The following is a 13,000-nucleotide window of genomic DNA, read 5'->3' as shown; positions in this document are numbered from 1 at the left end:
GTTATTGCTCCTCCATGTTCAGCGGGAAGTGGCAGGCGAAGAAGTGGTTTTTGACCGGGCGCAGGCGCGGCGTTTCGATGCACTTCTTCTGTGCGTAAGGGCAGCGCGGCCCCAGGCGGCAGCCGATCGGCAGGTGTTCCAGCGAAGGAATGGCACCCGGCAGCGTGTTCAACCGGCTCTTGTGCGGCAGCGAGCGGCCGAAGTCCGGCATAGCGCGGATCAGCGCCTGGGTGTAAGGGTGGTGCGGCGCCGCCAGCAGCTCTTCGCACTGGGCGCTTTCCACCGTTTGCCCACAGTACAGCACGTTCACCCGGTCGGCCCACTTGCTCATCATCTGCAAATCGTGGCTGATCAGCAAAATGGTGGTGTTGTTGTTCTGGTTGAGGCGCGCCAACAGGCGGAAAATCTGCGCCTGGGTGGTCGGCTCCATGGCGTTGGTCGGCTCATCGGCGATCAGCAGGCGCGGCTGGTTGGCCAGCGCGATGGCGATCATCACTTTCTGGCACTCGCCTTCGGTCAGCTCGTACGGGAAGCTGCCCATGATGTCGTCGTGATCCTTGATGCCGACGCGGTGCAGCAGTTCGATGGCGCGGCGTTTGCGCCAGTTGAAGCGCTGCCACCAGCGGCCCTTGTAGGTCCAGCCCGGAATGGCCTGCGCCAGCTGGCGGCCGATGCTTTCGGAAGGATCGAGACAGGACTGCGGCTCCTGGAAAATCATCGAGACGTTGTGGCCCACCAGCCTGCGCCGCTCACGCGGGCTCAGCTGCAGCAGATCGATGTCGTCGAAGCGGAAGCGATCGGCGGTGACGCGCCAGTTGTCTTTGGTCACGCCGCAGATGGCTTTGGCGATCAGGCTCTTGCCGGAGCCCGATTCGCCCACCAGGCCGCGCACCTCGCCCTCGGTCAGCGTCATGCTGACGCGATCGACCGCCTTGACCGGCCCTTCGGCGGTCATAAATTCAATCGTCAGATTGCGGATATCGAGTAACGGCATTATTCCACCCCGGCATTGATTGCGCGGCGCATACCGTCGCCTAACAGGTTAACCAGCAGCACGCTGACGAGGATGGCCGCGCCGGGCAGCATCACCGTCCAGGGCGCGACGTACACCAGCTCGAGCGAATCGCCGAGCATCGCTCCCCATTCCGGCGAAGGCAGCTGCGCGCCGAGATCGAGGAAGCCGAGCGCGGCGATATCCAAAATGGCCATCGACAGCGCGCGGGTGAACTCGGTCACCAGCACCGCCGCAATGTTCGGCATCACTGCGTACCACAGGATCTGCAGCGTGGAAGCGCCGTCGAGCCGCGCTGCCACCACGTACTCTTTCTCCAGCTCGTCGTGCACCGCGCTGTAGATGGTGCGCACCATGCGCGGCAGCAAGGCGAGCCACACCGCCAGCATGGCGTGTTCAAGTTTGGGGCCGATAAACGCCACCACCACGATCGCCAGCAGCAGCGACGGGATGGACAGCAGGGTATCGAGAATGTGGTTGAGCACCGCCGAGCGCAGCCCGTGGGTGACGCCGGCGAACACGCCGAGGATCACCCCGCAGAACGCCGCGGCCAGCGTCACCGCCAACGCAGAGCCGAAGGTGGCGGCGGTACCGGTCAACAGACGGCTGAGGATGTCGCGCCCGAGATCGTCGGTGCCGAGAAAGAACGACACGTTGCCGTAGCGCGACCAGGACGGCGGCAGCAGCTGATAGCCGAGGAACTGCTGATCCAGCGCATAGGGCGCCAGCAGGCTGCCGAACAGCGACAGCAGCAGCAGGGCGATCACCCCGTAAAAACCGATCATCGCCAGCGCGTCGCCATAGAAAATCCGCCAGGTGTAGCGCAGCGGGCTTGGCATCTTTTTCTCGCGGTATACGTTATCGAAGGGCATACCATTCCTTATGTTTCAGCGGGTTGGTTGCCGCACCCAGAATGTCGGCCAAGACGTTAATGGTGATCACCAGCGTGCCGACCACCATGACGCCGGCGGAGATCGCCGCATAGTCCTGTTGGCGAATGGCGTTGATCAGCCACCGTCCGAGGCCCGGCCAGCTGAACACCACTTCAGTGATCATCGCCAGCGTGAGCATGGTGGAGAACTGCAGCCCCAGTTTGGGGATGATCGGCGGCAGCGCATTGTGCAACACGTGGCGGCGAATGATGGTGAAGCGCGACAGGCCGCGGGTGGCGGCGGCCTTGATGTAGTTTTGGCTCAGCACGTCGTCGGTGCTGATGCGCATCAGGCGCACCACTTCGGTGGTGGGCGCCACCGCCAGCGCGGCGATCGGCAGGATCATGTGGCGCAGGGCGCTGCCGATCATCTCGGCGCGGTACGGCGAGTCCGACAGCCAGGCGTCAATCAGCGCGAAACCGGTGATCGGCTTCACCTGATACAGCAGGTCGAAACGGCCGGAAACCGGCAGCCAGCCCAGGTGCAGCGAGAAGAACAGCATCAGCAGCAGCGCCAGCCAGAACACCGGCATCGAAAAGCCCAGCAGCGCGAAGGTGCTGATGGCGGTGTCCTGCCACTTGCCGCGCAGCACGCCGGCGATGATGCCCAGCGGAATGCCGATAAACAGCGCCAGAGCGAAGGCCAGCAGGCACAGTTCCATGGTGGCCGGGAACACTTCGCGCAGCTGTTCGCTGATCGCCTGACCGTTGATGCTGGAGACGCCGAAGTCCCAGTGCAGCAGGCTGACGAAGTAGAACTGATAGGCGTCCAGCAGGGCGGCGCCGTTCAGCGGCGCGCGCGGCGTGAAATAACTCAGACTGAAGCTGACCAGCGTCAGGAAGAACAGCGTGATCAGCAGCAGCAGAATGCGGCGCAGGGTAAAGATAATCACTTTTTCACCTCCGGCGCGGATTCACGGTACACCCCGGCGAACGAGGCGTTGCCGAACGGGCTCAGCACCAATCCCTTGATGTCGTAGCGGTAGGCCTGCAGCCGCAGGGAAGAGGCCAGCGGCAGCACCGGCAGTTGCTGCTCGAGGATTTTCTGCGCCTTGCGGTAATTGTCGATGCGCTGAGACAGCTGCTGCGACAGCAGCGCGTTCTGCAGCACCTCATCGAAGCCCGGGTCACACCAGTGAGCATAGTTGGTTTGCGAACGGATTGCCGCGCAGCTCAGCAGCGGCCGGAAGAAGCTGTCCGGGTCGTTGCTGTCGGTGGCCCAGCCGGTCAGGGTCAGATCGTGGCTCATCTCCATCAGGCGCGCCTCCTGGAAGCGGCCCTCTACCGGCACGATGGTGACGTTGATGCCCACCTGGCCGAGATCGGCCTGGATCAGCTCGGCGGTTTTCAGCGGGCTCGGGTTGTAAGACTGCGAGGCGGTCGGCACCCACAGCTTCAGGTTCAGCTGGCCGACGCCGGCCTGCCGCAGCATCTCGCGCGATTTGGCCGGATCGTACTCGGTGACGTGCGCGTCGTTGTCATAGGCCCAGGAGGCGCGCGGCAGGATCGAGGCAGCGGTTTCCGCCGTGCCGTAGTAGATCGACTGCATCAACCGCTGGTTGTTGATCGCCAGCGAGATCGCCTGGCGCACGTTGAGGTTGTCGAGTGGCGGTTTGCGGGTGTTGAACGCCAGGTAGGCGATGTTCATCCCCGGGCGCAGCGTCAGGCGCAGGCGCGGATCGTCGCGCAGGATAGACAGCTGGCTGGCCGCCGGATAGGCCAGCACGTCGCATTCGCCGGTCAGCAGCTTGGAGAGGCGGCCGGTACCGCCGGCGCCCAGGTCGATCACCACCTGCGGCATGCGCGGCAGCCCTTTCCAGTAGGCGGCGTTGCGCGCCAGGCGAATATATTGCCCCGAGCGGTATTCGTTGAGCAGGAACGGGCCGCTGCCGACCGGCTCGCGGTCGATCAGCTCCTGATGGCCCTCACGCGTCAGCAGATCGGCGTACTCGGCGGACAGCACCGGCGCATAGTGGGTCGCCAGGTGCCACAGGAAAGAGGCGTCCGGCGACTGCAGGCGAATCTCCACCGTATAGTCGTCGAGCTTTCTCACGCTCTGCACCGAATCGCCGAACTGCAGGCTGTCGAAATAGGGGTATTCGCCGCCGTTCACGTCGTGATAAGGGTGTTTCTGATCGAATACGCGGGCGAAGCTGAATACCACGTCGTCGGCGTTCATCTTGCGGGTAGGCGTGAACCAGGCGGTGGTCTGGAACGGCACGTCCTTGCGCAGATGGAAGCGGTAGGTGGCGCCGTTGTCCAGCACCTCCCAGCTTTGCGCCAGCTCGGGGATCAGCCGGTAGGTGTAGGGATCGACGTCCAGCAGGCGATCGTACAGCTGGGCGGCCAGGGTATCCACCGTCAGGCCGCTGCTGGCCATTTGCGGGTTAAAGGTATTCAGTATGCCGCTGACGCAATAGACAAAGCCGCTCTGGCGAATGTCCGGCAGCGGCGCCGCGGCGGGCGCGGGCGGTGTTGTCGCGGCCAGGGCAGAGCCCGTCAGGCACAACGACAGTATCCAAAAGGGTAAACCACGCATAGAGGCTCATGGGTTAATCAGCAATAGCGTTAGTGTATCGCACTCTGACCGGCAGCCCAATCCATTGAGCAAAATCGCTGAGTTTTCTGCGACTTGATTAATCATCCCTTTCAGGGGCAAGAAAAAAGTTTTTCATGTTATGTTATAATATAACAAAATCATGTTACCGTTCCCCGGCAAAGTCACAATAACGCAAGGGGATGTATGAACGAAGTTGCACTTCCACCACGCCGTTCGCTGCCGGACGCTCAGGCATGGCGCGGCGAAATGAGTGATGTCGGGCTCGATTGGGTCGGGATGCAAGGGATCGCACTGCCGCTGGAGCTGGCCGGCAAGCCACTGATGGCCAAAGTCGACGCCTGCATCAACCTGCGCGCCGAAGCGGCGGGCGAACGTGGTATTCACATGTCGCGCCTGTATCTGGCGCTGGATGAATTGACGCAGGGCGAGCTGACGCCGCAGCGCATCGGCCGAACGCTGCAGGCCTTTCTGGATTCGCAGCCGGAACACAGCGATCGCGGCAAACTGGCGATCGGCGGCGAGCTGCTGCTGTCGCGCCCGGCGTTGCTGTCGCCGCAGCGCGGCTGGAAGGCTTACCCGCTGCGCATCGAGGCAACCCTGACGAACAGGCTGACGCTGGCGCTGACCGTCGGCGTGCCTTACTCCTCTACCTGCCCGAGTTCGGCGGCGCTCAGCCGTCAGTTGGCGCAGCAACAGTTTCAGTTTGATTTTGAACAGGCGGCGGAGCGGGTCAGCCAACGGCAGGTGAGCGAGTGGCTGTTGGAGCAGGGAATGCCGGCCACCCCTCACAGCCAGCGCAGCTGGGCCTGGGTCACCGTGACACCCGAGAATGAACGGGCGTTCGAACCGGTGAAATTGATCGACCGCATCGAACACGCGCTGGGCACGCCGGTACAAACGCTGGTGAAACGCCGCGACGAGCAGGCCTTCGCGCTGGCCAACGGTCAGAACCTGATGTTTTGCGAAGATGCGGCGCGTCGTTTGTATCGCATGCTGCGCAGCCAGTGCGATTACCGCGCCTTCTCGCTGCGCGTCGAGCATCAGGAGAGCCTGCATGCCCACAATGCGGTGGCTGAGCTGAGCTGGCGGGGAGAAAATCATGCTGCGTAAAAATCCCAGCGGCCATCTGCCGCAGGTCTCGCCGCTGGCCTACATCGACCCCACCGCCATTATTTGCGGCCGGGTGATCGTCGAAGATTTCGTCTACGTCGGCCCTTATGCGGTGATCCGCGCCGACGAGTTGAACGCCGCCGGCGACATGGAGCCGATCGTCATCGGCTCGCACTCCAATATTCAGGACGGCGTGGTGATCCACTCCAAGAGCGGGGCGGCGGTCACCATTGGCCGTTACAGCTCGATCGCCCACCGCGCCATCGTCCACGGCCCGTGTCGCATCGACGATCGGGTGTTTATCGGTTTCAACAGCGTGCTGTTCAACTGCCACATCCAGTCCGGCTGCGTGGTGCGCTACAACGCGGTGGTGGACGGCGTGACGCTGCCGGAAAACCGCTATATCCCCTCGACCGAGCGCGTAGGGCCGGACAGCGACCTGTCGCGCTATCGCCAGGTCGATCGCGGCGCGCTGCAGTTTTCGGAAGAAGTGGCCGCCACTAACGTCGAGTTGGTGCGCGGTTACCAGGCATTACGCAATGAATTTTAATGAGGCTCCCATGAAACAACTTCCCGTGACCGTGCTTTCCGGCTTTCTCGGCGCCGGCAAAACCACGGTGCTGAACCACATCCTGAACAACCGGCAGGGCATGCGCGTGGCGGTGATCGTCAACGACATGAGCGAAGTGAACATCGACGCCGCGCTGGTGGAAAATGCCGTGCATCTCGATCGCCAGGAAGAGAAGCTGGTGGAGATGAGCAACGGCTGCATTTGCTGCACGCTGCGCGAAGACCTGCTGGTATCGGTGCGTGAGCTGGCGCAGGACGGGCGTTTCGATTACCTGCTGATCGAATCGAGCGGCATCTCCGAGCCGCTGCCGGTGGCGGAAACCTTTACCTTTGAGGATGAAAAGGGCGAAAGCCTGTCGCAGTTCGCCCGGCTGGATACCCTGGTGACGGTGGTCGACGGGGTGAATTTCATCCAGCAGTACCAGCAGGCGCAAAGCCTGCAGGAGGCCGGCCAAAGCCTGGGCGAGGACGATCTGCGCAGCGTGGCGGATCTGCTGATTGAGCAAATTGAGTTCTGCGACGTGATCCTGGTCAGTAAGACCGATCTGTTGACGCCATCCCAGCAAGGCGAAGTGATGGCGCTGCTGGCCAGCCTGAACCCCGATGCCCGCATTATGCCGATCGCGCCGGGCAAACTGCCGCTGGAGGCGGTGCTGAATACCGGCAGCTTCAGCTTTGAAAAGGCGCAGCAGGCGCCCGGCTGGCTGAAAGAGCTGCGCGGCGAACACGTGCCGGAAACGGAAAACTACGGCATCAGCAGCTTCGTCTATCAGGCGCGGCGGCCGTTTGCGCCGGACAAGTTTTACCGCGTGATCAACGGCGACTGGGGCGGCGGCAAGCTGCTGCGCTCGAAAGGCTTTTTCTGGCTGGCGACGCGGCCGCGGCAGGCCGGGCAGTGGAGCCAGGCAGGGGGCATCGCCCACTACGGCCTCGCGGGCACCTTTTGGCGCGCCATCCCGCAAGATAATTGGCCGCAGGATCCCGAAGCGCGGGCGCACATTCAGGAAAAATGGGTGGAGCCGTTTGGCGATATGCGCCAGGAACTGGTGTTTATCGGCCAGCATCTGCAGCAGGCGACGATCGTGCGTTTGCTGGACGACTGCCTGCTGAGCGACGATGAAATGGCCGCCGGCGTGGATTATTGGCTGGACATGGCAGACCCGTTCCCTGAGTGGTAATTGCGCAATCTTCGTGTGGTAATGAGAAAAATTCTCAACAAAGTGCTTTACAGACGATACTGATAACTATTATCATCGCCTGGCAGTTCACGGAAGGCCACAGTTTGCGGCTCTGATGTGGAAGGCACGACATTGCTCACATTGCTTCCAGTGTTTTTTAAGCCAGCTCGGGTGCTGGCTTTTTTTTGCCTGTTATTCCTCGTCCGCTTCGCCGTTTTGCAGCAGCGCATGCTTTTTCAGCATGCCGCGCAGCTGGTGATAGGTGAGCCCCAGCAGCTGCGCCGCCTTGCGCTGATTGAAGCGCCCCTGCTGCAGCGCCGCTTCGATCAATGCCTTCTCCTGCTCAAGCTGCCAGTGTTTCAAATCCAGCGGCAGCGGTGGTAACGCGCCGGCGCCTTCAGGAACGGGCGTGACCGGCGTGGCCTCGCGTGGCGCAAACGGGTTGATGACGATGTCGTCCAGCGGGCTGTCGCTGTCGCCGTGGCGATAAACCGAGCGCTCCACCACGTTTTTCAGTTCGCGCACGTTGCCCGGCCAGCCATACTCGAGCAACGTTCTCCTGGCATGCTCGGTAAAGCCGGGAAACAGCGGCAGCGCCAGCTCGCGGCACATTTGAATGGCGAAATGCTCGGCCAACAGCATGATATCGGGCCGCCGTTGGCGCAGCGGCGGCAGCTGCACCACGTCGAACGCCAGCCGATCCAGCAGATCGGCGCGGAACTTGCCCGCCGCCGCCAGCGCCGGCAGATCGTCGTTGGTGGCGCACACCAGGCGCACATCCACCCGCAGCGGCTGGCTGCCGCCCACGCGCTCCAGCTGGCCGTATTCGATCACCCGCAGCAATTTCTCCTGCACCAGCATCGGCGCGGTCGCCAGCTCATCGAGAAACAGCGTGCCGCCGTCGGCGCGCTCGAAGCGCCCCAGATGGCGCTTTTGCGCGCCGGTAAACGCGCCGGCCTCGTGGCCGAACAGCTCGGAATCCAGCAGGTTTTCATTCAGCGCCGCGCAGTTAAGCGAGATGAACGGCCCTTGCCAGCGGTTGGAGAGGTAGTGCAGACGGTGGGCGATCAGCTCCTTGCCGGTGCCGCGCTCGCCGATCACCAGCACCGGCTTGTTCAGCTTGGCGACCTGGGAGACTTGCTCCAAGACTTCGACAAAGGCGTTTGCCTCGCCCAACAAATTCTCTGGCTGTTCGTTCATGATGAAATTCGCCAATGTTTGGTGAAAATAATCACTCTACAGCAAGCGTGCAGAGAGTCAAAAAATAATATTCGTTATTTTTCAGTGATATAAAAGTTGGCACGGGTTTTGATTATATCTTTGGGCAAGCTGTACGACTTAACGCGGCGCTTCAGACGCCATCAGAACCAAGAGGAAGTGAATTATGGGTATTTTTTCTCGTTTTGCCGACATCGTGAACGCCAACATCAACACCCTGCTGGACAAGGCGGAAGATCCGCAGAAGCTGGTGCGGTTGATGATCCAAGAGATGGAAGACACGCTGGTTGAGGTTCGCTCTACGTCGGCGCGCGCGCTGGCTGAGAAAAAGCAGCTGCTGCGTCGCATTGAGCAGGGTGAAAACCAGGTAAGCGACTGGCAGGAAAAAGCCGAACTGGCGCTGCGCAAAGATAAAGAAGACTTGGCCCGTGCGGCGCTGATCGAAAAACAAAAGGTGGCCGATCTGATCGCCACGCTGACGCAGGAAGTGGCGACCGTAGAAGAAACGCTGGCGCGCATGAAGAGCGAAATCGGCGAGCTGGAAAACAAGCTGACCGAAACCCGCGCGCGGCAGCAGGCGCTGGCGCTGCGTCATCAGGCCGCGTCTTCTTCCCGTGACGTGCGCCGCCAGCTCGACAGCGGCAAGCTGGATGAGGCGATGGCGCGTTTCGAACAGTTCGAGCGCCGCATCGACCACATGGAAGCCGAGGCGGAAAGCATCAGCATCGGTAAAAAGAAGTCGCTGGACCAAGAGTTTGCCGAACTGAAGGCCGACGACGCCATCAGTGAGCAACTGGCGGCGCTGAAAGCCAAGATGAACCGCTCAGAGTAAGGCGAACCGCGGCCACACGCCGGAGGTGGCCGCCTATCCAGGACCCGATAAGAAGGAATAACAATGAGTGCTTTATTACTTGCCATTCCGCTGACAATTTTCGTGCTGTTTGTCGCGCCGATTTGGCTTTGGCTGCATTACAGCAATCGGCAACAGGCCGGCATCCAGCTGAGTCAGCAAGAAATGCAGCGCCTGGCGCAGCTGGCGGAAGACGCCAAACGCATGCGTGAACGCATTCAGGCGTTGGAAGAGATCCTCGATACGGAACACCCGAACTGGAGACAGTCCTGATGAGCACGACGCTGGGCAGTAAAAAGCTTTATCGCGTTCCCGAAGAAGGCATGGTGAAAGGCGTCTGCGCCGGTTTGGCCCACTATTTCGACGTGCCGGTGCGCCTGATTCGCGTGATGGTGGTGCTGTCGCTGTTCTTCGGGCTGTTCTTCTTCACGCTGGTGGCCTATATCGCGCTGGTGTTCGTGTTGGACGAAGCGCCGGCCAGCCGCTTCGAAGGCGAGCATCAGAAGACGCCGCGCCAGCTGCTCGATCAGCTGGAGTATGAGCTGGGCAGCGGCGAGCAGCAGCTGCGTCAGGTCGAGCGCTACGTGACGTCCGATACCTTCGGCGTACAGAGCCGTTTCCGCAAGCTGTAACCCTTCTTGCGATACCTGGCCTGCATAGGCCGGGTATCTTCGCCGCCGTTATCCCGTGAATGTAACCTTAATCGTCTTGTGCCGGAGGGCATTGTCATGAATAAAATCGATGTCGCAAACACCGCCAGAACGGGTGGATTTAAACGAGGAGCGGCGGCAATGTTGAAGACATTGGCTAAAGTCATCATCATAGCGTTATTGAACTATGGCCCGGCGGGCGCCGCCGGCTGGCTGTTGAAGACCGTCGGCCGCAAACCGGTGCGCTTCGTGCTGGCGCTGGTGCTGGAACCGCTGTTCCGTAAAGGCCTGAACAAGGCATTCGGGCGTTACATCAAGGAGAGCAATGAAACGACTGCAAAATGAGTTAACCTCGCTGGTTAACCGCGGAATGGATCGCCATCTGCGCCTGGCGGTGACCGGCCTGAGCCGCAGCGGCAAAACCGCCTTTATCACCGCCTTCGTCAACCAACTGCTGCATGTGCACAGCGGCGCGCGCATGCCGCTGTTTTCACCGGTGCGCGAAGAACGCCTGCTGGGCGTCAAACGCATCCCGCAGCGCGATCTCGGCATCCAGCGTTTCACCTATGATGAAGGGCTGGCGCAGCTATACGGCACGCCGCCGGCCTGGCCGACGCCGACGCGCGGCGTCAGCGAAATTCGTCTGGCGCTGCGTTACCGCTCCAACGACTCGCTGCTGCGCCACTTTAAAGACACCTCCACGCTGTACCTGGAGATCGTCGATTATCCCGGCGAATGGTTGCTGGATCTGCCGATGCTCGAGCAGGACTACCTGGCCTGGTCGCGCCAGATGACCGGGCTGCTGCAGGGCGAACGCGCCGAATGGGCCAAGCCCTGGCTTGAGCTGTGCAAGGCCTGCGATCCGCTGGCCCCGGCCGATGAAAACCGCCTGGCGGCGATCGCCCAGGCCTACACCGATTATCTGCTGCGCTGCAAAAGCGAAGGGCTGCACTTTATTCAGCCGGGCCGCTTCGTGCTGCCGGGCGATATGGCCGGCGCGCCGGCGCTGCAGTTTTTCCCGTGGCCCGACGTGGCTGCGATCGGTGAATCGAAGTTGGCGCAGGCCGACAAACACACCAACATCGGCATGTTGCGCGCTCGCTTCAACTACTACTGCCAGTCGATCGTCAAAAACTTCTACAAAGAACATTTCGTCCGTTTCGATCGGCAAATCGTGCTGGTCGACTGCCTGCAGCCGCTCAACAGCGGCCCGCAGGCGTTCAACGATATGCGTCTGGCGTTGACCCAGCTGATGCAGAGCTTCCATTACGGCAAGCGCACGCTGTTCCGCCGCTTGTTCTCGCCGACCATCGACAAACTGATGTTCGCCGCCACCAAGGCGGACCATATCACCGCCGATCAGCACGCCAATCTGGTGTCGTTGCTGCAACAGCTGGTGCAAGAGGCGTGGCAGAATGCGGCGTTCGAGGGCATCAGCATGGATTGCGTCGGCCTGGCCTCGGTGCAGGCGACCGAGAGCGGTATCGTCGATCATCAGGGGCAACGCATTCCGGCGCTGAAGGGCAACCGCCTGAGCGACGGCGCGCCGCTGACGGTGTTCCCCGGCGAAGTGCCCGCCCGCCTGCCGGGGCCGGCGTTCTGGCAGAGCCAGGGGTTCCACTTCGATGAGTTTCGACCGCGCGCCATGAGCGTGGACAGCCCGTTGCCGCACATCCGTCTGGATGCGGTGATGGAGTTTTTATTGGGAGACAAATTGCGATGAGCGAGCCGATCAAACCGCGTATCGATTTTGACGAGCCGCTGCAGCCGCCGCAGGAGCCGGCGTTGCGCGCCGGCGTCGCTTTCGATGCCGAACAGGCAGAAAGCTTTTTCCCGGCGGCGCCGGAGCTGCAGCAGGAAGAGGAAGAAGGGCGCGCCGAAGGCATCATCAACGCCGCGCTGAAACCTAAACGCAGCCTGTGGCGCAAAATGGTCACCGCCGGCCTGGCGCTGTTCGGCGTCAGCGTGGTGGCGCAGGGCGTGCAGTGGGTGCATACCGCCTGGGTGCAGCAGGACTGGATCGCCATGGGCGGCGGCGTGGCCGGCGGCCTGATCGTGTTCGCTGGCGTCGGTTCGGTGGTCACCGAGTGGCGGCGTTTGTATCGGCTGCGCCAGCGCGCGGAAGAGCGCGACGTGGCGCGCGAGCTGCTGCACAGCCACGGGCTGGGGCAAGGGCGCGAATTCTGCGAGAAGCTAGCGCGTCAGGCCGGGCTGGATCAGGGGCATCCGGCGTTGCAGCGCTGGCAGGCGTCGCTGCATGAAACGCAAAACGATCGTGAAGTGGTGGAGCTGTACGCCAAACTGGTGCAGCCGGTGCTCGATAACCAGGCGCGGCGCGAAATCAGCCGCTCCGCCGCCGAGTCGACGCTGATGATCGCCGTCAGCCCGTTGGCGCTGGTGGATATGGCGTTTATCGCCTGGCGCAACATCCGTTTGATCAACCGCATCGCCGCGCTGTACGGCATCGAGCTGGGCTACTTCAGCCGCATTCGTCTGTTCCGGCTGGTGCTGTTGAACATCGCCTTCGCCGGCGCTTCCGAGCTGGTGCGCGAAGTGGGCATGGACTGGATGTCGCAGGATCTGGCGGCGCGGCTGTCGGCGCGTGCGGCGCAGGGCATCGGCGCCGGGTTGTTGACCGCGCGGCTGGGCATCAAGGCGATGGAACTGTGCCGCCCGCTGCCGTGGCTGGAAGGGGAAAAGCCGAAGCTTGGCGATTTCCGCAGCCAGCTGATCGGCCAGTTGAAAGACACGCTGAAAAAGAGCGACGGCAAGGCCAAATAACCCCCACGACGGCGCTCTCAGGAGCGCCGTTTTCTCAACGGCGCCGACGCCGAACGTACTCGAGACTTGACGACAGTCGATCCCCCTGTGAGTGCGTGATAAATCTCTGAAAAATTAATTTTGGTTGTGATAACTCTCTG

14 protein-coding genes are annotated in these 13,000 nt (G+C 61.9%); 9 read left to right on the top strand and 5 right to left on the bottom strand.

Going from position 1 to position 13,000, the window contains the following annotated elements; all coding sequences use genetic code 11:
* Position 1: 1 nt before the first annotated feature.
* From sapD to sapA, 4 genes are read right to left on the bottom strand one after another with little or no spacing between them, the layout of a single operon-like run.
* Positions 2-994, bottom strand: a complete 993-nt coding sequence (sapD, locus tag HMPREF3138_RS22555) for a putrescine export ABC transporter ATP-binding protein SapD (RefSeq protein ID WP_019452674.1) — start codon at positions 992-994, stop codon at positions 2-4.
* The gene (gene sapC, locus HMPREF3138_RS22550; protein ID WP_004930580.1) at positions 994-1,884 is read right to left on the bottom strand and encodes a putrescine export ABC transporter permease SapC; all 891 of its coding nucleotides are present in this window, start codon (positions 1,882-1,884) and stop codon (positions 994-996) included. The genes sapD and sapC overlap by 1 nt, the downstream gene beginning before the upstream one ends.
* Positions 1,871-2,836: a putrescine export ABC transporter permease SapB gene (gene sapB, locus HMPREF3138_RS22545; protein WP_038880380.1), complete on the bottom strand. Its 966-nt coding sequence runs from the start codon at positions 2,834-2,836 to the stop codon at positions 1,871-1,873. The genes sapC and sapB overlap by 14 nt, the downstream gene beginning before the upstream one ends.
* The gene (gene sapA, locus HMPREF3138_RS22540; protein WP_038880377.1) at positions 2,833-4,482 is read right to left on the bottom strand and encodes an ABC transporter substrate-binding protein SapA; all 1,650 of its coding nucleotides are present in this window, start codon (positions 4,480-4,482) and stop codon (positions 2,833-2,835) included. Before sapA ends, sapB begins: the two co-directional genes overlap by 4 nt.
* Positions 4,483-4,686: 204 nt before the next feature.
* Between sapA and folE2 the strand changes: the two genes are divergently transcribed.
* Genes folE2 through zigA form a run of 3 tightly spaced genes read left to right on the top strand, consistent with a single transcriptional unit; the run spans position 4,687 to position 7,361 of the window.
* On the top strand, positions 4,687-5,613 hold the full coding sequence (gene folE2 / locus HMPREF3138_RS22535) for a GTP cyclohydrolase FolE2 (protein WP_038880374.1): 927 nt from the start codon (positions 4,687-4,689) through the stop codon (positions 5,611-5,613).
* The gene (locus HMPREF3138_RS22530; protein ID WP_025303003.1) at positions 5,603-6,163 is read left to right on the top strand and encodes an LbetaH domain-containing protein; all 561 of its coding nucleotides are present in this window, start codon (positions 5,603-5,605) and stop codon (positions 6,161-6,163) included. The genes folE2 and HMPREF3138_RS22530 overlap by 11 nt, the downstream gene beginning before the upstream one ends.
* A 10-nt stretch (positions 6,164-6,173) precedes the next feature.
* The gene (gene zigA, locus HMPREF3138_RS22525) at positions 6,174-7,361 is read left to right on the top strand and encodes a zinc metallochaperone GTPase ZigA (RefSeq protein WP_038880371.1); all 1,188 of its coding nucleotides are present in this window, start codon (positions 6,174-6,176) and stop codon (positions 7,359-7,361) included.
* A gap of 192 nt (positions 7,362-7,553) precedes the next feature.
* On the opposite strand, the gene pspF is transcribed toward zigA, so the two are convergent.
* Positions 7,554-8,561 carry a phage shock protein operon transcriptional activator gene (pspF, locus tag HMPREF3138_RS22520; protein WP_038880368.1) on the bottom strand — a complete coding sequence of 336 codons (1,008 nt, stop codon included), beginning with the start codon at positions 8,559-8,561 and terminating at the stop codon, positions 7,554-7,556.
* Positions 8,562-8,745: 184 nt separating this feature from the next.
* Here pspF and pspA point away from each other — a divergent pair, with 184 nt between their 5' ends.
* From pspA to HMPREF3138_RS22490, 6 genes are all read left to right on the top strand, one after another.
* The gene (pspA, locus tag HMPREF3138_RS22515; protein ID WP_025303000.1) at positions 8,746-9,411 is read left to right on the top strand and encodes a phage shock protein PspA; all 666 of its coding nucleotides are present in this window, start codon (positions 8,746-8,748) and stop codon (positions 9,409-9,411) included.
* A 63-nt stretch (positions 9,412-9,474) separates the two neighbouring features.
* A complete protein-coding gene (gene pspB, locus HMPREF3138_RS22510; RefSeq protein WP_038880365.1) occupies positions 9,475-9,702 on the top strand; it encodes an envelope stress response membrane protein PspB in 228 nt (75 codons plus the stop codon).
* Positions 9,702-10,061 (top strand): envelope stress response membrane protein PspC, encoded by a 360-nt coding sequence (pspC, locus tag HMPREF3138_RS22505; protein ID WP_004930552.1) that lies wholly within the window; start codon positions 9,702-9,704, stop codon positions 10,059-10,061. Before pspB ends, pspC begins: the two co-directional genes overlap by 1 nt.
* Before the next feature lie 96 nt (positions 10,062-10,157).
* Positions 10,158-10,424 carry a phage shock protein PspD gene (gene pspD, locus HMPREF3138_RS22500; RefSeq protein ID WP_071605347.1) on the top strand — a complete coding sequence of 89 codons (267 nt, stop codon included), beginning with the start codon at positions 10,158-10,160 and terminating at the stop codon, positions 10,422-10,424.
* Complete coding sequence (locus HMPREF3138_RS22495; protein ID WP_038880359.1) at positions 10,405-11,802, top strand: YcjX family GTP-binding protein; 1,398 nt, start codon at positions 10,405-10,407, stop codon at positions 11,800-11,802. Before pspD ends, HMPREF3138_RS22495 begins: the two co-directional genes overlap by 20 nt.
* Positions 11,799-12,860, top strand: coding sequence for a YcjF family protein (locus tag HMPREF3138_RS22490; protein ID WP_004930545.1), 1,062 nt, complete (start codon positions 11,799-11,801; stop codon positions 12,858-12,860). The genes HMPREF3138_RS22495 and HMPREF3138_RS22490 overlap by 4 nt, the downstream gene beginning before the upstream one ends.
* Positions 12,861-13,000 lie beyond the last annotated feature (140 nt).

The sequence above is a fragment of the Serratia sp. HMSC15F11 genome (assembly GCF_001808215.1).
Classification (GTDB): domain Bacteria; phylum Pseudomonadota; class Gammaproteobacteria; order Enterobacterales; family Enterobacteriaceae; genus Serratia; species Serratia nevei.
Note: the sequence above shows the minus strand (reverse complement) of the source record. Positions and strands in the feature narration are given on the sequence as shown.